This is a genomic window from Pantoea sp. C2G6 (assembly GCF_051336815.1).
Lineage (GTDB): Bacteria > Pseudomonadota > Gammaproteobacteria > Enterobacterales > Enterobacteriaceae > Pantoea.
On the sequence record NZ_JBGMNJ010000002.1, the window covers coordinates 407,063 to 426,604 of the forward strand.

The 19,542-nt window shown below is 54.8% G+C and carries 15 protein-coding genes and 1 pseudogene; 13 read left to right on the top strand and 3 right to left on the bottom strand.

Annotated features, from left to right (window positions below; genetic code table 11):
* Window positions 1–44: 44 nt before the first annotated feature.
* The 4 genes from ACCW71_RS05265 (at window position 45) to biuH (ending at window position 4,693) form a co-directional block, all read left to right on the top strand.
* Window positions 45–887 (top strand): oxidoreductase, encoded by an 843-nt coding sequence (locus tag ACCW71_RS05265; RefSeq protein WP_436370029.1) that lies wholly within the window; start codon window positions 45–47, stop codon window positions 885–887.
* A gap of 389 nt (window positions 888–1,276) precedes the next feature.
* Window positions 1,277–2,713, top strand: a complete 1,437-nt coding sequence (locus tag ACCW71_RS05270) for an amidase (RefSeq protein ID WP_436370030.1) — start codon at window positions 1,277–1,279, stop codon at window positions 2,711–2,713.
* Window positions 2,710–4,014 (top strand): purine-cytosine permease family protein, encoded by a 1,305-nt coding sequence (locus tag ACCW71_RS05275; protein WP_436370031.1) that lies wholly within the window; start codon window positions 2,710–2,712, stop codon window positions 4,012–4,014. Before ACCW71_RS05270 ends, ACCW71_RS05275 begins: the two co-directional genes overlap by 4 nt.
* Window positions 4,007–4,693: a biuret amidohydrolase gene (biuH, locus tag ACCW71_RS05280; RefSeq protein WP_436370032.1), complete on the top strand. Its 687-nt coding sequence runs from the start codon at window positions 4,007–4,009 to the stop codon at window positions 4,691–4,693. Before ACCW71_RS05275 ends, biuH begins: the two co-directional genes overlap by 8 nt.
* 33 nt (window positions 4,694–4,726) lie before the next feature.
* Here biuH and ACCW71_RS05285 read toward each other — a convergent pair whose 3' ends face one another.
* Window positions 4,727–6,913, bottom strand: a complete 2,187-nt coding sequence (locus tag ACCW71_RS05285; protein WP_436370033.1) for a putative bifunctional diguanylate cyclase/phosphodiesterase — start codon at window positions 6,911–6,913, stop codon at window positions 4,727–4,729.
* A 414-nt stretch (window positions 6,914–7,327) separates the two neighbouring features.
* Between ACCW71_RS05285 and ACCW71_RS05290 the strand changes: the two genes are divergently transcribed.
* Window positions 7,328–8,434: a mechanosensitive ion channel family protein gene (locus ACCW71_RS05290; RefSeq protein WP_436370034.1), complete on the top strand. Its 1,107-nt coding sequence runs from the start codon at window positions 7,328–7,330 to the stop codon at window positions 8,432–8,434.
* Here ACCW71_RS05290 and ACCW71_RS05295 read toward each other — a convergent pair.
* Window positions 8,425–9,030 (bottom strand): LysE family translocator, encoded by a 606-nt coding sequence (locus ACCW71_RS05295; RefSeq protein ID WP_436370170.1) that lies wholly within the window; start codon window positions 9,028–9,030, stop codon window positions 8,425–8,427. The two genes, ACCW71_RS05290 and ACCW71_RS05295, sit on opposite strands and share 10 nt — an antisense overlap.
* A 388-nt stretch (window positions 9,031–9,418) precedes the next feature.
* Here ACCW71_RS05295 and ACCW71_RS05300 point away from each other — a divergent pair, with 388 nt between their 5' ends.
* The 3 genes from ACCW71_RS05300 to ACCW71_RS05310 all read left to right on the top strand — a co-directional run bounded on the left by ACCW71_RS05300 (window position 9,419) and on the right by ACCW71_RS05310 (window position 13,059).
* The gene (locus ACCW71_RS05300) at window positions 9,419–10,897 is read left to right on the top strand and encodes a SulP family inorganic anion transporter (RefSeq protein WP_436370171.1); all 1,479 of its coding nucleotides are present in this window, start codon (window positions 9,419–9,421) and stop codon (window positions 10,895–10,897) included.
* A gap of 18 nt (window positions 10,898–10,915) precedes the next feature.
* A complete protein-coding gene (locus ACCW71_RS05305; protein ID WP_436370035.1) occupies window positions 10,916–11,740 on the top strand; it encodes a universal stress protein in 825 nt (274 codons plus the stop codon).
* A 128-nt stretch (window positions 11,741–11,868) separates the two neighbouring features.
* Complete coding sequence (locus ACCW71_RS05310; RefSeq protein WP_436370036.1) at window positions 11,869–13,059, top strand: MFS transporter; 1,191 nt, start codon at window positions 11,869–11,871, stop codon at window positions 13,057–13,059.
* A 220-nt stretch (window positions 13,060–13,279) separates the two neighbouring features.
* Here the strand turns inward: ACCW71_RS05310 and ACCW71_RS05315 are convergent, their stop codons facing one another.
* On the bottom strand, window positions 13,280–13,984 hold the full coding sequence (locus ACCW71_RS05315) for a DJ-1/PfpI family protein (protein WP_436370173.1): 705 nt from the start codon (window positions 13,982–13,984) through the stop codon (window positions 13,280–13,282).
* A 721-nt stretch (window positions 13,985–14,705) separates the two neighbouring features.
* Here ACCW71_RS05315 and ACCW71_RS05320 point away from each other — a divergent pair.
* The 5 genes and pseudogenes from ACCW71_RS05320 to ACCW71_RS05340 all read left to right on the top strand — a co-directional run bounded on the left by ACCW71_RS05320 (window position 14,706) and on the right by ACCW71_RS05340 (window position 19,513).
* Window positions 14,706–15,266: a hypothetical protein gene (locus ACCW71_RS05320; protein ID WP_436370037.1), complete on the top strand. Its 561-nt coding sequence runs from the start codon at window positions 14,706–14,708 to the stop codon at window positions 15,264–15,266.
* A 426-nt stretch (window positions 15,267–15,692) separates the two neighbouring features.
* Complete coding sequence (locus ACCW71_RS05325; RefSeq protein ID WP_436370038.1) at window positions 15,693–16,562, top strand: hypothetical protein; 870 nt, start codon at window positions 15,693–15,695, stop codon at window positions 16,560–16,562.
* A gap of 110 nt (window positions 16,563–16,672) precedes the next feature.
* Window positions 16,673–17,275, top strand: a pseudogene (locus ACCW71_RS05330) (tyrosine-type recombinase/integrase).
* A 171-nt stretch (window positions 17,276–17,446) separates the two neighbouring features.
* Window positions 17,447–18,112: an AbiV family abortive infection protein gene (locus tag ACCW71_RS05335; protein WP_436370039.1), complete on the top strand. Its 666-nt coding sequence runs from the start codon at window positions 17,447–17,449 to the stop codon at window positions 18,110–18,112.
* Window positions 18,113–18,802: 690 nt separating this feature from the next.
* Window positions 18,803–19,513 carry an RES family NAD+ phosphorylase gene (locus tag ACCW71_RS05340; RefSeq protein ID WP_436370040.1) on the top strand — a complete coding sequence of 237 codons (711 nt, stop codon included), beginning with the start codon at window positions 18,803–18,805 and terminating at the stop codon, window positions 19,511–19,513.
* Window positions 19,514–19,542 lie beyond the last annotated feature (29 nt).

Sequence of the window (19,542 nt, forward strand, 5' to 3'; positions counted from 1 at the left end):
TCCGGGTTCACCCCGGTTTTCGCACCCTCAACAGGAGTCTTACTATGGCTGTTCAATCAAGCCCTGTCTGGTTTATCTCAGGATGTTCCACCGGCTTCGGTCGCGAACTGGCGCAGCAGACCATCGCGCGCGGATTTAAGGTGGTGGTCACCGCGCGTGATACCGCGAAAGTGGCCGATCTGGTGGCGGGACATGACAACGCGCTGGCGCTGACGCTGGATGTTACCGATCAGGCGAGCATCGATCAGGCCGTCAAAGCGGCACTGGAGACGTTCGGCACGATTGATGTGCTGGTAAATAACGCCGGTTATGGCTATCAGAGTTCCGTGGAGGAGGGTGAGGAGCAGGCGATCCGCGCCCAGTTCGACGCCAACGTCTTTGGCCTGTTTGCCCTGACCCGCGCCGTGCTGCCGACGATGCGGCAGGCGCGCAGCGGCCACGTAATCAACATCACCTCGGTGGCGGGCTTTATCGGCTTTGCCAGCTCCGGCTACTACTCCGCCAGTAAACACGCGGTGGAAGGCTGGTCCGATGCGCTGGCGCAGGAAGCGGGGCCGCTGGGCATCCACGTCACCTGCGTCGAGCCAGGCCCGTTCCGCACCGACTGGGCCGGACGTTCACTGCATCAGACGCCGAGCACCCTGCCGGAATATGCCGATACCGCGGCGGCGCGGATGAAAGCCACCGCCGAATACAGCGGTACCCAGAAGGGCGATCCGGCACGGGCGGCACAGGCGATGATCGCCATAACCGAACATGACAACCCGCCACGCCATCTGGTGATGGGGGCCTGGGGCCATGAGGCCGTGACCAGCAAGCTCAAAGAGCGGCTGGCGGAGATTGAAGCGTGGAAACAGACTTCTGTGGAGACCGATTTTCCAGAGTAACGGTCTGTGCATAAGGCAGCCAGTGTCATTCACAAGCCGGTAAAAACAGTAACGGCCCGTTTAACGGGCCTTTTTTTCGGCAACCCGAGTGCACTGGACATTTTCTCAGCCAGTCCGGGCGTCACAGATCGCGGCGGCCATGAAAGCGGGTCGCCCCATTCAGTTACTCCTGCCGCAAAAACCCACAGCGGTCGCGCCCCCTTATCGCGCAGCCCTGCGCCATCATCGTGCTGAAAAAATAAACAGCGCCACGCCCCGGCATCATAAGAATTCGATCTTGTATCCCAGCCCGTATTCCATCTGGCATCCCCGCAGCAGCCCGGCGTTCAGGCCGTTTTCTGGCACGCTTCCTGCACCGGCAACACTGTGATTTTTTGCCGAGGTAGACCATGTTTGACTCCTTATTAGATGAAGATGCCACCACGATGGCTGCACTGATCCGCCAGGGTGATGTTTCAGCCACTGAACTTACCCAGGCGGCGCTGGCGCGGATGGAAGAACGGGAACCGGCAATCCAGGCGTTTTGTACGCCCACGCCGGAGGTCGCCTTAAAGCAGGCGAGAGCGGTGGATGCCAGACGGGCACGCGGAGAAACCCTGGGCGCACTGGCGGGCGTGCCGCTGGCGGTGAAAGATCTTATCTGCACCGCCGGCGTCAGAACCACCTCCGGGTCGGCGGCGTACCGGGATTTTGTGCCGGAAGATGACGACATCACGGTGGAACGGCTGCTGGCGGCTGACGCCATCCTGCTTGGCAAAACCACCGCGCCGGAGTTTGGCTACAGCGGCGTCGGGCACAATCCGCTGTTTCCGTCGCCGCGCAACCCCTGGGATCTGACGATGACGCCCGGCGGTTCCAGTGCCGGGTCCGGTGCGGCGGTGGCGGCACGGCTCTGCCCGATTGCGCTCGGCAGCGACGGCGGCGGCTCGGTGCGCATTCCGGCGGCGCACTGCGGCATTTTCGGCTTCAAGGCGTCGATGGGACGGGTGCCGCTCTGGCCGGGCTGTCGCGATGAACGCTATCCCGGCGTGTCGAGCTGGGAGTCGCTGGAGCATATCGGGCCGATGACGCGCAGCGTGCGAGACGCCGCCCTGATGATGTCGCTGATGGCGGGACCGGATATGCGCGACCGCCACTCTATCCCCTGTAGCGATGTCGACTGGCTGACCGCACCCCAGCAGCCGCTGGAGAAACTGCGCATCGCCTTTAGCGCCGATTTTGGCTATGTGGCGGTCGACCCGGAGGTCCGTGCGCTGGTCACAGCCGCCGCCCAGCGCTTTGCCGCAGAGCTGGGCGCGGAGCTGGAGCTGGCCGATCCCGGCTTCAGCGATCCCGCGGCAGCCTTTGGCGCGCTGGTGGCGATGGAGAGCGATCTCAGTGGTATGCGTCAGATGATGGCGGAGCAGGGCGATGAGATGTCACCGCACCTGCTCGCCATGCTGCAACGCGACTGGCGGGCGGAGAACTTCACCGATGCCATCGCCACCCGTAAAGCGGTCAGCAACAGCCTGTGGCGCTTTATGCAGCGCTTTGATCTGCTGATCACCCCGACGCTGGCGGTGCCGCCGTTTCCGCTGGGGATGCAGGGGCCGGAGGTGATTGATGGCCGCATGGTGCGCAGCGATCACTGGCTCTCGTTCTGCTTCCCGTTCAACTTCACCGGTCAGCCCGCCGCCTCACTGCCCGCCGGTTTTACCGCCGCTGGCCTGCCGGTCGGTCTGCAAATTGTCGGTCGTCATCTTGATGATGGCTTAGTGCTGGCTGCCAGTGCGGCTTTCGAGCACATTCAGCCGTGGAATCACCTTCAACCCGGAATCGCCCAATGAAAACATCGTCTTCACCTGCGCTGGAGCAGGAGTTTGAACATCAGCCGGTGCCGCTGTCGCACCGTCACTCCACCCGCTCCGTCTCGGCGGTCTGGTTTGGTTTTCCGATGATCCTGACCAACGCGCTGTTTGGCGGGATTATCACCTGGCATCTGGGTTTCTGGCCGGCGCTGATTGCCATCCTGCTCGGGAATCTGGTGCTGTTCGCCTACGTCGGCGCACTGAGCTGGTACGCCGGTAACAGCGGGATGAATTTCGCCCTGCAAGCCAGACGCACCTTTGGTAGTAAAGGCTACATCCTGGTGTCAGGTTTTCTCTCGACGGTGGTGATCGGCTGGTACGCCTTTCAGACCGGGCTGACCGGCACGGTGATCAATCAGACCTTTGGCTGGAATGCGCTGGCGGTGACCGCCTTTGCCATGATCCTCTACACCGGTATCACGTTTCTGGGCGTGCGCGCGCTGTCGGTGCTGGGGATGATCGCCGCGCCGCTGTTTGTGGTGCTGGGGTTGGTGGCGCTGTGGCTGATCGGCAAACAGCATGACTTCTCGGTGGTGACGCAGTGGAAGGGCAGCGCCAGCGCCGCCGGGGCGATGAGCATGGGCACCGCTGTCACTATGGTAGTGGCCGGTTTTGCCGACTCCGGCACCATGACCGCCGACTTTACCCGCTGGTCGAAAAATGGCCGCTCGGCGGTGATCGCCGCGTTCTCCGCCTTCCCGGTCGCCAACGTCATCTCCTATCTGTTCGGGGTGGTGATTGTGGCGGTGGGCGCGGCGGTTGATCCGCTGACCAACGGCGGCAACTTCCTGCCGATGCTGATGGGACACAGTGCCTTCCTGTCGGTGGTGGCCTGCCTGTTTGTGTTTATCAATCTGGGCTCGGTCTGCACGCACTGTCTCTACAACGGCGCGGTGGGCTTCAGCCATCTGTTCAGCAGTAAAATGCGGCTCTGGACGCTGATCCTTGGGGCGGTCGGCGGCGTGCTGGCGCTGGCGGGCGTCTGGTCTTACTTCCTGGAGTGGCTCAGTCTGCTGGGCATTGTGGTGCCGCCGTTTGGCGCGGTGATGATTGTCGATTTGATTTTTATGGCGCGCAGCAGCGAACAGCGTCCGGCCGAGCGCTTTCGCGGCACCGCGTTTGCCGCCTGGGCGATTGGCAGCCTCTGTGCGGTCATCGCCCACGTCGCTTTCCCTCAGTTCGGTGAAGCGGTGATCGGCCTGGTCACCGCCGCGCTCAGTTACAGCCTGATCAGCCGGATGCGCCTGCCACGCCCGGTGATGGAGAAAACCAATGCCTGACTACAGTGTCAACTCCACCCCCTACGCCTGGCCATTTGATGGCGGGTTTACCCCGGCCGACACCGCGCTGGTCGTGATCGATATGCAGACTGACTTCTGCGGGGTCGGCGGTTATGTCGACAGCATGGGCTATGACGTCAGTCTGACCCGCGCGCCCATCGCTCCGCTACAGCAGGTGCTGGCGGCGATGCGCGCCCGGCAGTTCCCGATTATTCATACCCGTGAAGGGCACCGTCCCGATCTCAGCGATCTGCCCGCCAACAAGCGCTGGCGCTCACGCCGGATGAATGCCGGGATCGGCGATGTCGGGCCATGTGGCCGGATTCTGGTGCGCGGCGAACCGGGCTGGGAGATTATCCCCGAGCTGGCCCCGCTGCCGGATGAGGTGGTGATTGATAAGCCGGGCAAAGGATCGTTCTACGCCACCGACCTGGAGCTGATCCTGCGCAGCCGTGGCATCCGCAATCTGATCCTCAGCGGCATTACCACCGATGTCTGCGTCCACACCACCCTGCGCGAAGCCAACGATCGCGGCTTTGAGTGTCTGGTGCTGTCAGACTGCTGCGCCGCCACTGAGCGGCGTCATCATGAGGCGGCGCTGAGCATGATCCATATGCAGGGCGGCATCTTTGGCGCGGTCGCCAGCTCCGCCGCGCTGCTGGATAGCCTGGGCGTATAGCCGCGCCCCGGCGGGTGCGGAACGGCGGGGCGATTACCCCTGCCGTCCGCGCTCTGCCAGCGCGGGCTTCATCAGCGCCGCAAGCTGATCGGCCGGCACCGCCTGACTGAACAGATAGCCCTGCAACTGATTGCAGCCCGCATTCGCCAGCGCCGACATCTGCCCGGCGGTTTCCACCCCTTCAGCCGTGACCATCAGGCCCATGGCGTGGCCGAGTTTCACCACCGATTCAATAATCGCCACCGAATTTTCCGCCACCCCCAGCGACTGGGTAAACGAGCGATCAATTTTAATTTTATCCACCGGAAAAGTGCTGAGATAGTTCAGGCTGGAGTAGCCGGTGCCGAAGTCATCCAGCGCAATGCGGAAGCCCGCTTCGCGCAGCGCCACAATTATCGCGCGGGCTTCACGTTCATCATCAATTAACACCCCTTCGGTGATCTCCAGTTCAAGGCGGGTGGGATCGCCGCCGTGCTGGCGCACCAGCGCCAGAGTTCGCTCAACAAAACCGCTGGCGCGGAACTGCACCGGCGAGACGTTGACCGCCACCAGCAGTTCAGGAAAGCGCTGCTGGGTCGCGCAGGCTTCCGCCAGCACCCACTCTCCCAGCGGAATGATCAGGCCGGTCTCTTCGGCAATCGGGATAAACTCGCCGGGGGCGATCGGGCCGCGTGTTGGATGGTGCCAGCGCAGCAGCGCTTCGATGCCCATCATCTGCTGGCCGCCAATATCCATCAGCGGCTGATACCACACCTCCAGCCCCTCGCCGTTTTGCAGCGCCGCGCGCAGATCGGCGGCGACGATCTGCCGGGTGCGCACCGACTCATCCATCGCCCGCTCAAACTGACGATAGCGGCCGCGCCCGCCATTCTTGGCTTCATATAGCGCAATATCCGCTTTACGCATCAGCTCCTGCCGGTCGACGCCATCCTTTGGTGCCAGCGCCAGCCCGATACTGGCCCCGCTCCAGACCTCGCTGCCAGAGAGCGTAAAGGGCTGGCTCAGCTGTTCGACAATGCGCTGTGCCAGGCTCTGCACCTGGCCGATGTTATCGACCTCCGGCATCACCACGATAAATTCATCGCCCCCCAGACGTCCCACGGTATCGCTGGCGCGCACGATGCGGCTCAGCCGCTGCGCTACCGCAATGATCAGCTCGTCACCGGCGTGATGGCCGTGGGTGTCATTGATGGTTTTAAACCGGTCGAGATCGATCAGCAGCAGGGCGACCCGCTGCTGGTGCCGTGTCGCCAGCGCCAGCGCCTGGGTTAAGCGGTCCTCCACCAGCGCGCGATTGGGCAGGCCGGTCAGCACATCATGAAACGCCAGATGCTGCGCCTGCGCTTCAGAGGCACCGAGCCGCAGCATCGACTGCGACAGGCTCATTGAGGAGGTCCAGAGTCGCCGCACCATGTAGAGACAGAGCAATGAGATCGCCAGCACCGACAGGCCGGTCGAGGGGCCAATGGTGCGCAGCATCTGTGCACCGGGCCGGGCCGGGACCCAGTTGAGATAACCCACCGCTTCGCCCGCCTGGGCAATCAGCAGATAGCGCGCGTCGGTGCCCGGCTGCGAACTGCCGTCGGAGAAATGCAGTCCCTGAAGCTGGTTGCGCTCCGCTAAGCTCGCCAGATAACCGTCGTCGAGGAACTTCAGGCTGACCAGCCGGAAACCGGGCAGGTCACGGCTTTCCCGCTGGATATTTCCGACCGCCAGCGCCGCTGCACGGCCCATCAGCCGGGCATAATCGGCGTTATCCTGGCGGGCCGGAGCGCTCACCAGCGGGTTTTGCAGCACTTCATCCACCAGCGGGTCGCGTTCGGGGGCGGCGAGCGGCTGACCCTCACGCCAGACTCTGACCAGCTGGTTCTGCGGGTTCAGCACCAGGATCAGCTGATGCCCGAACATCTCGTAGAGCCACTGACCCACATTCTCATCCATCCACCCGACGCTGTTGCTGCTGATCAGATGCTGCTCAAGCGGGCCCCAGCGCGACAGGCTGTTCAGCTGGCGCAGATGCTCGCTGAGACTCTGCGAAAACGAGGCCTCAATCATCTGCTGCTGCTGCTGACGGGCCTCGCTGTTGGTCAGAGAGGTACCGACAAACAGCCCGGTGCCCGCACCGATATAGGTCAGGGCTAAAATGGCCACCAGCGGCACCAGTACTTCACGCAGGAAGCTGCGACGGAAATCGGCAGAAAGTTTAATGGTATTAATCATTTTTTAGTTTTTCGCTTAGCCAGAGGAACAGTTTAAAAACTAGCAGACCGGCGCGTCTCGTCCAGACAAACATTCCTGCAAGGTGAATCCGGCAGCGATTATTTTTAACAAAAGGCGGAAGGGCGCGGGTGAGTGCGTGATAAAAATGAGAGCGGCATATCAGATTTTCTAATGCATGCGGGCGCACAGACAGCGGCTTAACCCTGGCCGCGCAGCGGCCCCGGCGGTGGCGGGCAGCGTCGCGCCCGCTGCTGTGGTCACGCCGCGGTCATGACCATTTCCTGTTAACTTCGCCGCTATGGTTCATACTGAAATGCGTTAATTGTCAGCCACGGATAACCGGAACGACAACGGTTACGGATTCTGCAACTTAGCTGACCACCTGGTGTTGTCAGCTTGATATAAGGGGAAATAATGCCACTGTTATTTGGTGAGTTATCTGGCTTTCCATCCTGGGTGCCTGTTGTATTACTCGTCTCTCTCTCGTTTATTGTGGGTTTTCTCGCCCGACTGATCCTGCTCAGGTTCATCCGCTACTGGCAGAATCGCGACCGTAAGCTGTTTAAATCGCTGGAAAAGCACCTGAGCGGCTCGATGTTTTTCTTTTTCCCGTTGATGCTGATTAATGTTGGCGTCAATTACATCAACATTCACCCCGACACCCTCTATTTCATTACCAATACGCTGAATGTCTTTATTATTTTATCGTTCTGTTCGGTTCTTATCCGGCTGACCAACGTGGCGCAGGATATGCTCTATATCCGCTACGATATCAATATTTCGAATAACCTGCGCGCGCGTAAAATCCGCACCCAGATTATCTATGTCAAAAAGGTGGTGATTGTCATCCTGGTGTTGTTCTGCCTCTCGCTGATCCTGCTCAGTTTCCCCGGCGTGCGAAAATTCGGCACCACGATTCTGGCCGGTGCCGGGGTGGCGGGCATCATCATTGGTTTCGCCCTGCAAAAATCGCTGGTTAACCTGTTTGCCGGTATTCAGATCGCCTTTACCCAGCCGATAAAAATCGATGACGCAGTGGTGGTGGAGAAAGAGTGGGGCTGGATAGAGGAGATCAACCTGACCTATGTGGTGGTGCGCATCTGGGATCTGCGTCGGCTGGTGCTGCCCATCACCTATTTCACTGAAAATCCGTTTCAGAACTGGACGCGCAACAACGCGCAGATTTTAGGCACGGTGTTTCTCTATGTCGATTACTCCATGCCGGTTGAACCGCTGCGCAGGCACTTTGAAAAGATCCTCAGTGAAACCCGACTCTGGGATCAGGAAACCCAGGTGCTTCAGGTGACCGATACCACGGAGAAAACCATGACTATCCGTATGCTGATGACCGCCCAGAACTCGCCTATCGCCTTTGATTTACGCTGCTACGTGCGGGAAAAGATGATTGAGTTTATTCAGCAGAACTATCCGCAGAGCCTGCCACAGGTGAGGGCGACGCTGACCGATTCCGCTGGCGATTCCACCGACCGCGCCGCCATCCCGCCTTCTGCTCATGAGTGAAGGAGGCTATGCAGGGAGAAAACAATCAGCAGCAGGCCGCCGCTGATGTTGACATACTTTTTCAGCCGTACCGGATCGGCTTTTTGGGTGGAGAAGACCAGCGCCTGACTCAGGGTGATCAGCCAGAGGCTCATCACCATGACGTGGACCGTCGCCAGGGTCAGATAGCTGGCGACGCCGCCGCCGATCCCGGCAAACTGAGACACCACCGTGAGATAAAAAATAATCGCTTTGGGATTGATGACGTTAGCCAGCCAGGCCTGTTTAACCGTCACCGCGTGGGGGGAATGTTCAATGCGGGCGCGGCTGGCGTGGAAGCCGCTGCGCATCAGCATCCCGCCCAGCCAGAGAAGATAGACTGTTCCGGCTATTTTCAGCAGGCTAAACAGCGCGGGCGATGAGACCAGCACGGCGGTGATGCCGAAACCGATCAGCATCGCATGGGTGTAGATGCCCAACGCGGTGCCGGCCAGGGTGCTGAAAAGCCCTTTACGTCCGCCCGCCAGCGCGCTGCCCATCACCAGGGTAAAACTTGCGCCGGGAGAGAGTGCCACCGGCAGAAGGGCAGGCATAAAGCCGAGGAGGTTAATATCCATATGCTGAAAGCCTATGCCAGATTGCGCTCCGTCGCCAGCCGCAACCGGGCCACCGTCGCGGTGGTGAAATTTGATCTTCATCAGGTTTCGTTTATAGTAAAACGCTGTTCTGCGCTAAGCCACCCCGGTTGCTGACGATGCAGACTTCGCCACCCGCGCTGAACCACTGTGTCAGCCGGGTATATCGGTTCCTGAAGGCACACCGCTGCCGTAAAGGAGAAGTAAAATCATCATGCGTCTTACGCCACCCTGAGTCGTCACCCCTCTCTGCCGCACTGAGTCACCTCAGCTGCGCGCCTGAAAACATCCCTTCTGCGGATATGCTTTTTCGTACCTGAAATCTTTGTGCCCTGACGGGCTGACTGCATTCAAAATTTGAGAAATGACTATGTTGCTGTCCTCGACACGTAAGGACTGGCTCGGTAACGTCCGTGGTGACGTCCTTGCCGGTATTGTGGTCGCGCTCGCGCTTATTCCTGAAGCGATCGCCTTTTCTGTCATCGCCGGTGTTGACCCGCAGGTCGGGCTCTACTCCGCGTTCTGTATTCCGATTGTGCTGGCCTTTTTTGGTGGCCGCCCGGCGATGATCTCCTCCTCAACCGGCGCGATGGCGCTGCTGATGGTCACGCTGGTGAAGGATCACGGTTTGCAGTACCTGCTTGCCGCCTCGATACTGACCGGGCTTTTTCAGCTGGCGGCGGGCTATCTGAAACTCGGCAGCCTGATGCGCTATGTCTCGCGCTCGGTGGTCACCGGCTTTGTTAACGCGCTGGCGATCCTGATTTTTATGGCGCAGCTGCCGGAGCTGACCCACGTCAGCTGGCACGTTTACGCCCTGACCGCCGCCGGTCTCGGCATCATCTATCTCTTCCCCTATGTCAATAAAACCCTCCCTTCGCCACTGGTCTGCATCATCGTGCTGACGGCGATCTCCATCTGGCTGCATCTGGACGTGCGCACCGTTGGCGATATGGGACAGCTGCCCGACAGCCTGCCGGTCTTTCTGCTGCCTGATGTCCCGCTTAATCTCAGCACGCTGCTGATTATCCTGCCTTACTCAGCGGGTCTGGCCGTGGTCGGGCTGCTGGAGTCGATGATGACCGCCACCATCGTCGATGACATGACCGACACGCCGAGCGACAAAAACCGTGAATGCAAGGCGCAGGGTGTCGCCAATATCTGCACGTCGCTGATTGGCGGCATGGCAGGCTGCGCCATGATTGGCCAGTCGGTGATTAACGTTAAATCGGGCGGGCGCGGGCGTCTCTCGACCCTGACCGCCGGTGTGGTGCTGTTCTGCCTGATTATCTTCCTGCGTCAGTGGGTCGCTCAGATCCCGATGGCGGCGCTGGTGGCGGTGATGATTATGGTTTCGATCGGCACCTTCTCCTGGCGCTCTATCGCCAACCTGCGCACCCACCCGCTGTCAACCAGCGTGGTGATGCTGGCGACCGTGGTGGTGGTGGTCGCCACCCATAATCTGGCGTTTGGCGTGCTGACCGGCGTGCTGATTGCGTCACTGAACTTTGCCACTAAGGTGGCCCGTTTTATGGCGGTCTCCAGCGAGCGGAAAGCGGATTGCCGTATCTACACCGTGACCGGTCAGCTCTTCTTTGCCTCGGCCGATCGTTTTACCCGCTGTTTTGACTTCCGCGAAGCGGTGGAGCGGGTGGTGATTGACGTGACGCACGCCCATTTCTGGGACATCACCTCCGTCAGCGCATTGGATCGGGTGGTGATCAAATTCCGCCGGGAAGGCACCCAGGTAGAGATCCGCGGCATGAATCAGGCGACCCGCACGCTGGTTGACCGCTTCGGGGTGCATGACAAGCCGGAAGAGGTGGAAAAACTGATGGGCGGCCACTAATCAACAGGAGATGAAGTCATGAAAAAGAGTGTTATCGCCTGCGTAGACGGCTCGCCGTCAACCCGCGCAGTCTGTCTCTATGCCGGCTGGGCAGCCCGCCTGCTGAATAGCCCGCTGACCCTGTTGCACGTGCTGGAGAAGAGTGACCAGCCTGCCGTCTCCGATCTCACCGGCAGCCTCGGCGTTGACAGTCACGAGCAGCTGACCGAGGCGCTGGTGCGTGTTGAGAATGAGCGCAGCCGCCTGCTGATGGCGCAGGGAAAAGCGGTGCTGGCAGGCTGCGCCGAACTGCTAAAGCAGGGACATCCTGAGGTGCAGCAGCTTCAGCGGCATGGCGCGCTGGATACCATCCTGGCGGAGCTGAGCGAGGCCGGTCTGATGGTGCTGGGCCGCCGGGGGAGGGAACATCCGGTTGGCAGCCATCTGGAGAGCGTGATCTGGTTGCAGAAACAGCCGGTGCTGGTGGTACCGGAAACCTTCTCTCCGCCGTCGCGGATGATGTTTGCCTATGACGGCAGCGATGTGGGCCGCCGAAATCTGGCGCGCCTCAGCACCAGCCCGCTGCTCAGCGGACTCGACTGGCATATCGTGATGGTGAACGGGGAACCGGCAGCGATGCAGGAGGCGCAGGCGATGCTTCAGGAGGCGGGTATCCACGCTGACGCCGCGCTGCTGAGTGATGAATCGGTGACCGGTGCGCTGCGACGTTATGCGGATGAGCATGAGATTGATCTGACGGTGATGGGGGCTTATGGACACTCCCGGCTGCGCCGCTTTTTTATTGGCAGCCACACCTCGGCGATGCTCGCGGAGAGTCGGCAACCGCTGCTGATGCTGCGGTAAACGGCACGGATCGCACCGGCGCTGGCCTGCTTAAAAGGTCAGAACACCCGTTGCCATCGCCTGGCAGGCTGAAAAGTCTGGCCTGACGTTGCGCAACGGTATTTTTCCAGCGACGTTTGGGGAGAAATATGCGTCAGCTATTTCGTTTTATCTTTCAGCACGGCCACTCTCTGACTTTTGGGGCCATCCTGATGGCGATGTCGAGCTTTGGACAGACTTACTTTGTTTCGCTCTACGGACAGGATTTAAGGCAGAGTTTTGGACTCAGTGACGGCGGGCTGGGCGGCCTGTACGCCGCCGGGACGATAATGAGCGCCGTGACACTTAGCTGGGTGGGACAGCTGATTGACTATACTACGACCCGTCGCTTTACGCTGGCCGTTACGCTGCTACTGATGATCGCCTGCCTGCTGGTTGCCGGTGCGCAGGGGAGCTGGATGCTCTGTATTGGCTTCTATTTTCTGCGGCTGGGCGGTCAGGGGCTGATGGTGCATACCGCACTCACCGCAACGGCACGACAGTTTCCGCTTGATGCAGGTAAAGCCCTCGGGGCAATCGCGCTGGGTCTGTCACTGGCGCAGGCCCTGTTTCCGGTTGTAGCGGTGCAGATAACCGATGTGACAGGCTGGCGTACCGCCTGGCTTATTAATGCCGTGCTTCTGGCTACAGGCGTCGCGGTGGCAACCCGCTTTTTGCCTGCCGGACGTGAGGTGCCGTTGCGCAGGTTCAGAAAGCCCGGCGAAGCAAAGGAGCGGCCACTTTCACTATGGAAAAACCGCAATCTTCTGCTGGCGCTGCCGGTGGTGCTGGCCTCTCCTTTTATTACGACGGGCTTCTTCTTTCACCAGGCGCGGCTTGCTCAGGAAAAGGGCTGGGCGCTGTCATGGGTGGCGGCGTGGTTTATCGCTTACGCTCTCACTCAGGCCGTCTCGCTGCTCTCTTTTGGTCCTGTCATTGACAGATTGACGCCGCGCCGCCTCCTGCCGTGGTTTCTGATGCCACAGGCCGCCGCCATGCTCGCGTTATGGCTGAGCAGCAGTCAGTGGGTTACTCCGTTTTATCTCATCATGACCGGCATCTCATCGGCCATTGCTTCCACGCTTGCGACCGCACTCTGGGTACAGTTGTTCGGTCCGGCGCAGCTGGCGAGGGTGCGATCAGCGGTCGAGGCCGCAACGGTCATCGCCAGCGGCGCTTCGCCGCTGATCATTGGTGTTCTGCTTGATCACCACATTACGCTACGGACGCAGGCGCTGGTGTGTCTGATTTACATCCTCACTGCCAGCGTTCTTGCTACCCGCATCAAAACCCAGGGCTGAAACCTGTCGCTCTTGCCGCGCGCTGACTTGCGATAACTGTGACTCCGGCATGCATGACAACCAAAGGGGGAGCTCGGTTTACGGGGAGAGGTGACGCTTTTCAGCGCTGAGGTTTAGCTTTACGTTTGCGGGTTGCATCGGGAAAACTGTCCCTGTTTTCCGCACTGCCCTGTGCCGGTCGCGGCCGCTGTAAACACCAGCGCGCCATTCTCCTGGTTCGCTACTTTCCCTGCTGCTGAAGCCTGGCGGCTGCTTTTAATGTCGCCTGTCGCCTCTTTTCAAGAAAGGGTGCAGCCTGCGCCTGTGCATTTTTCAGCTGCTCTTCAGAGGCTGTTCGCGGTGAGCCACTGTTAAAGGGTGGGGCGGGGTCATACTCCATTTGCAGTTGAATATTCTGAGCCACCTCGCTTCCATATAATTCCGCCACGACAGTGAGGGCAAAATCGATTCCTGAAGTCACACCTGCGCCTGTTATACGGTTGCGGTCACGCACCACGCGCTGATTGACCGGCACCGCACCTAATAACGCCAGCTGATCCAGCGAAGCCCAGTGGGTGGTGGCTTTATATCCCGTTAACAGTCCGGCAGCACCCAGCACCAGCGATCCTGTGCAGACGGACGTTACCCACGTTGCCTGTTTGCTCTGCGTGCGGATAAACGCAAGGGCTTCCTCATCCGTCATTAAATCTATTTGTCCCGGTCCGCCGGGAACACAGATGAGATCCAGTGCCGGACAGTGGCTAAAGGTTGTGGTGGGTTGTATTGCCATCCCACGGTCAGAAACGACCAGATCCCGGTTTTTCCAGATGAGATGAACCTGCGTGTTGGGCGCTCTGACAAACACTTCATACGGGCCGGTAAGATCGAGCTGGGTAAGTGACGGAAACAGGAGCAGGCCGATCGACAGGGGAGGAGAATTATTCATAAAAAATCCTTTGCCTAAAAAGTCATCATTACGGATCTGTCGATTAAAGCAACCCCCGTTCTTTGCCCTGAAAGCCCGAACTTCTTTTTCAAACCCTTCAACACTCAACACTCATCGCTTTTTCACCACCCGCTAAGGTTCTGTCATCTGATCCCAGCAAGCTGACACTATTCCGCCGCCGCTTTTCACCATATCCACGCTGTAATCCGCGAGGAATTGCTCGTGATGGGGTTATCTGAACATCTGACCACTATCTGTCAGGCGGTTGCCGCCCAGCGGGAGCAGGCGCTGAAAGCGCGCTATCGCTGGGCCTGGCCGTCGACGATCGGGGGCAAAAAGGGTTGCTGCAAAGGGTCACGGCGTCGGCATTCTGGTGCTGATGCGGCTCTATGACTTTCGAAGCAGGCTCACAGGCTGAAGCTATGGCAGATGGGTGCCAGAAGCGGACGTAGCTAACAACATTTTGGTGTGGAGTAACTGGGGGCAGTTCAGTACGCTTCAAGCCAGATACATACATACGATTATATCTTTTTTTCAATCCAGGTGGAGAACGACATATTAAATTTATCATAAAGCGATATAGCATATGATTTTTCAGGTCAGCAGATTCAAGCTTTTCGGATATAAAAAGTGTTGGGAGGGAATAAAAAATATTGCATTAATATCCTAAAGTTATGATTTATCTTGCCGATAATATTTTTTATTTGAATGGTGCATGCAAGTGAGTAATTTTTTTGTTAGATTAACAATGGCCCTCATCATGACACTCAGCCTGTCCGGTTGTGGTACTTTGCTGGGAAGTAAGTTTTACGATGTCGACATCCATCCTAAAAGATATAATGATACCCGTCATAAGTTCACAGAATATACTAACACCGTTTTACTGTCTGAAAATATTGATGGTAGTCATAATTTTATTACAGATGGTGGTACCGTATTTCTTCTGGTTGCTGGCACAGGGAATTTTACTAAAGAAAATATAAATCAGAGACTTAAGCCTTTTTATGATTTCTTGACCTGGGCTAAGCTGGAAGGCAGTGAAAGCGAAAATAAACGTATTTTTTACAATATGCAAAAGGAAATGAAGCGGCGTCATATAGAGTTTCGTTACTTTCCAGACGGCACGCCAGCGTTTGTTGATACCAATGACGGGAAAACAGCTTTTGAGAAAGCTATTTTCCAGAATATTTCAGATTATTATACGACACAGCAAATCGCTGAGCTTGTTTTAATCGCTATTAGTGTCACTTACCAGCGTGAGTCCAGGGAGGTTATAAAATGAAAATCAATTATAAAAATAATCAGCAGCCATTTTGGTTAATTGCCATTAAATCTTCGACATTCCAGTCTAAATAGACGGATACAGCGTTATTACCCGCTTTAACAGGCAGGATGACCATGCAGCAGATTGCCGATGAAATTGCTGCTGCAAAATCTGCCTGCCGGGAGAAAATTCGATGGCTCAGCCACGTTACACTCCCGGATTGGCATCCGTGAAACTATGATAATCAGTCCTGTCGCGCGAACGCTTTCAGCTTTCGTTCATTTCTTGTAAAGCTGGTATGATGTCCGCTTTGTGGCAAAAGCGGACGTTGAAATATGTCACAAGTTCAAACGTGTGATTAACCATTTTTTCATTTAATGCTACAGTTTTAATGCATTATATCAGTCCATTTTTATTAGGCATTCATGATAAATAAGAGGAATTATGAAGTTTGAATTTGGTGATTTATACAGGTTTATCGTTTCATTGGGTATTTTTCTGATAAGTTCTGCATTTATTTTTCCATGGTTATTTTTAAAGGAAAAGCTGGAATTAAATACTGATACTATATGTAAGATATCAAGTCTTGATTGTGACGTTGCGCATACAAAAAAAGAAATTATTTACTATATACTTAAATCAATACCGGTTATTTCCCCTGTGTTTTTTATCGTAGGGGTATTGGTTGTTATTTTTGGCATGGCGAAATGGAGAAAGAATCAATTACTATTGGATGAGCAAATAAAAATTGAGCACGATTTGAAACAAGCCAGTCTGAGACCTGCTACTCAGGATGAGATCATTGACAAACTTGAGAGTGAGATCATAGAGTCAGAACCTGAAATAAGTTGCGTGAATAACTTTTCGGAGAAGGTAAGTGTTTGGGAACGTATGGAGGATAAAATTGCCGGAAAATTAACAAACACTAATGTAGGCAATGGACTGGAAAGAAATGTTATCATAGCAAATCATGAAGTGGACTTTATTGTTAAAGGTAACTTTTTCAGAAGGGATTGTTTGGTAGAATTAAAATACATACGCAAAGGATTTAATTTTGGTTGGTTAAAAGAGGTGTTTCTAAAGCATCTTTATAAAAAAAATTTATATGAACAGTTCAGAGGAAAAAAAGCAATCGCTCTTGTGTTAATATTAATAGAGGACGAGGTTTTCAGTAAAGATAAATATGAAGAATTGCAGACAAGATTGATTCATTCAAATGTTTATCATGATAAAAATGACAGGATAAAAATCTTCCCAGTGAGTCAGTTTATGAACATTGAAGCATCCAAAATGGATTCAGTATTGTTTGGCTAAACTTACAGACGTATACTTTCTCAGTTGCATGTAAGAACCATATATATGGCAGCTCTTCGCTCATAAGGGACAACCATACTCAAATCTCCCACATTGTAGGAGATTTGAGTATGAACACGTCACCGTGGAACAAAGACCGTATCATCGGCCAAAAAAGACCACTTCAGATATCTCATATCTGGGGGATCCGAATCCGGCTTGAACTGGAAGGTAAAACGCGCGATTTAGCTCTGTTCAATATGGCCTTGGACAGTAAGCTACGAGGCTGTGATCTGGTCAAACTCAAAGTATCTGATGTTGCATATGGTAGCTCTGTTTCAAGCAGAGCTACGGTGTTGCAACAGAGAACCGGTAGCCCTGTGCAGTTTGAGATAACCAAAGGGACAAGAGAAGCTGTTGCTCCATTGATAAAGCCTGGTAATTTGCATAGTAAAGACTTCTTGTTTCGGTCTCGAATCGGAACTAACCAGCCCATATCTACCCGGCAATACAACCGAATTTTTCATGGGTGGGTAGAAAAGCTTGGTCTCGAAGATTCGCTTTACAGCACACATTCCATGAGATGAACAAAACCTTATCTAATCGACAAGAAAACCAAGAATCTCCGAGTGATCCAGCTTCTGTTAGGCCATAAGAAACTGGAAAGCACAGTCCGTTATCTGGGCATTGAAGTCGATGATGCATTAGAGATCTCTGAATCGATCGAAGTCTAAGGTTGTCAGGGCTGCAACAGCAGCCCAGTGCCAAGAGCGGAATCTGGAGCGCCAGAGGTCCTCTAAAAATTGATGGTTCGTTTTGCAGGGATACTTACAGTAGAGCATCTAGCTTTTCAGTAGGAATTATGTGTTCTAAGATTGATGAAATTTTTAACTCGAGCAAATGTTATGACAAAAAAGCTAGAGCAATGGAAAAATTCACTTGCCGTTGAGAAAATTGTAGAAGGCATGAATGCTGCATCATCTAACGCACAAAGGCTTCTGAACGATGCCTCTGCTTTGTTTGATTTAGAACGCTATCCCTCTGCTACCTCTTTAGCAATCTTGGCTATAGAAGAAGCAGGAAAGGTGTCAATACTTCGAGAGATGTCGCTGTTGAAAGATGGCAAAGATATTAAACAGATTTGGCACAGGTATCGCTCACATACTGAAAAAAATATGATGTGGGTGTTTCTTGATGCATTTAAAAAAGGCGCTAGGAATCTCAACGATTTTGCACCAATTTTCAGCGATCAATCAGAACATCCCTTTGTATTGGAGCAATTAAAGCAAATATCATTTTATACGGATTGTCTTGGTAAAGCACATTGGTCGATACCAGACAATGTAATCGATAGAGGTACAGCTATAAGCATCATAGAAGCCGCTAAACCTTTAGTGTCGTCAAAATTACACACAGTCGAGGAGGTTGAACTCTGGGTGAAGTACTTGGGACCTGTGTGGAAAACTGATGATGCTATTAAGCGTGAGGCATTAAAAAGTTACTTCGATGCCATGTCCGCAAAAGGACTACTTTCAAATAAAACTGCCGTCTCAGCATTCTTAAGCATCTGAATCAATATTTCTTTAGGGATATTGCTGTTGGCGCTGCGAGAGACCTGAGATGGTTGAGCTGCTCCCCGTTGATTAACACGCCGCAATGTTAGTAACGTGACTGTTTGGCTACGAGATAAACTGCGAACTTCCGCTGTTCGCTCATAGCAGACCTTCATCTCAATCAGCCTGTCCGCTTTGTGCCATAAGCGGAAGTATTAGGCCTTCGACGGCTGCGGAAAACGCGTTGTGAACGGTGAGTCTGGGCCGATAAGATTACCTGTTCTTCGGCTCGGATTATAGCGGCGATCGTGGCGCGTCATCCTGCCCGGGGAATAATCTCCGGGTCATGCTGCCAATACGGCTCTCGTTAGACGCTTATTGAGAGACTCAAACTATCTTCACTAAAAATACAGTTTTCAGTGAAGTTATCATTTCTAATTCTCCTGATAAGGATCTGTATGGTCCTCCTTTCGGTAAAACTCTCTGCGTTATTTCTTATTTTCAAACCTACCAATATATCAAGAAGGCACGCGAAGTATTTTAAAGAAATTTCTAAATTTCTGAAACATAGAATTTTTTCTTGGTATAATCGAGATTGAGATGCACGTGGTCTCGCGAACCCTGCTGGGCAAGCACGGCAGGGATTTTTTTTCAATCAATATGGAGAGGAGCCTATGGCTTAATCTGTTTATAGAAGGAGAATTAAAAATGACCAAATGGACATTTGATAAAACTGTTGTTGCAAAAGGGATTGCTGCACAAAACAAATCTGGACGTATTCCGGCGATTGACATTCAACAAGGCCCTAGTCTTTTGAAGCGTCATCAAAGGAAGTTGTATAAAAGCGCAATCAACTTCAGCGCGCCAATTGAGAAAGACGACTGTGGGCGATACAACCCTCCCGGGGGAAGTGTGGCGGTATGGTATGCTTCTGACTCGGCGTTAACGGCGGCGGCGGAAGCATACGGGCGTTTGTTCCATCTCAAAGGAACGATTTCTTATCCTGAAACGGTACTTTCACAACATTATATGTGCTCTGTGGATGTCGCGAGAACGGTGAAAGTGATTGATGTTGTGGCACTCTGTGAGTTGTTACATATCCCTTTGGATAGCTTAGAGAACGAGGATTACACCTTTCCTCAGTGGCTAATGGAACATCTTTATACGCATTTCGGGCGTGACTATGACGGGATTGCCTATACCTCAAGACATAAGCGCTATAAGCGTTGTTATGCCTTTTGGGAACGACCGGGTAGTACACCAGCCTTTACCGATACCCCTCAGGGGATGTGGCCTTATGCTAGTTACGTCGAAACTGACGAAGGCATGTTCCCTAAGGGGTGGCACAAAGGAACGATGTCAGGTGAAGAGATGTTCGAAGAATTGCTTGGATTCGAAATTACGCCAGAACCAGTGTAAATCAAAGAGGGGCGGGCTGGCCCCCTTTT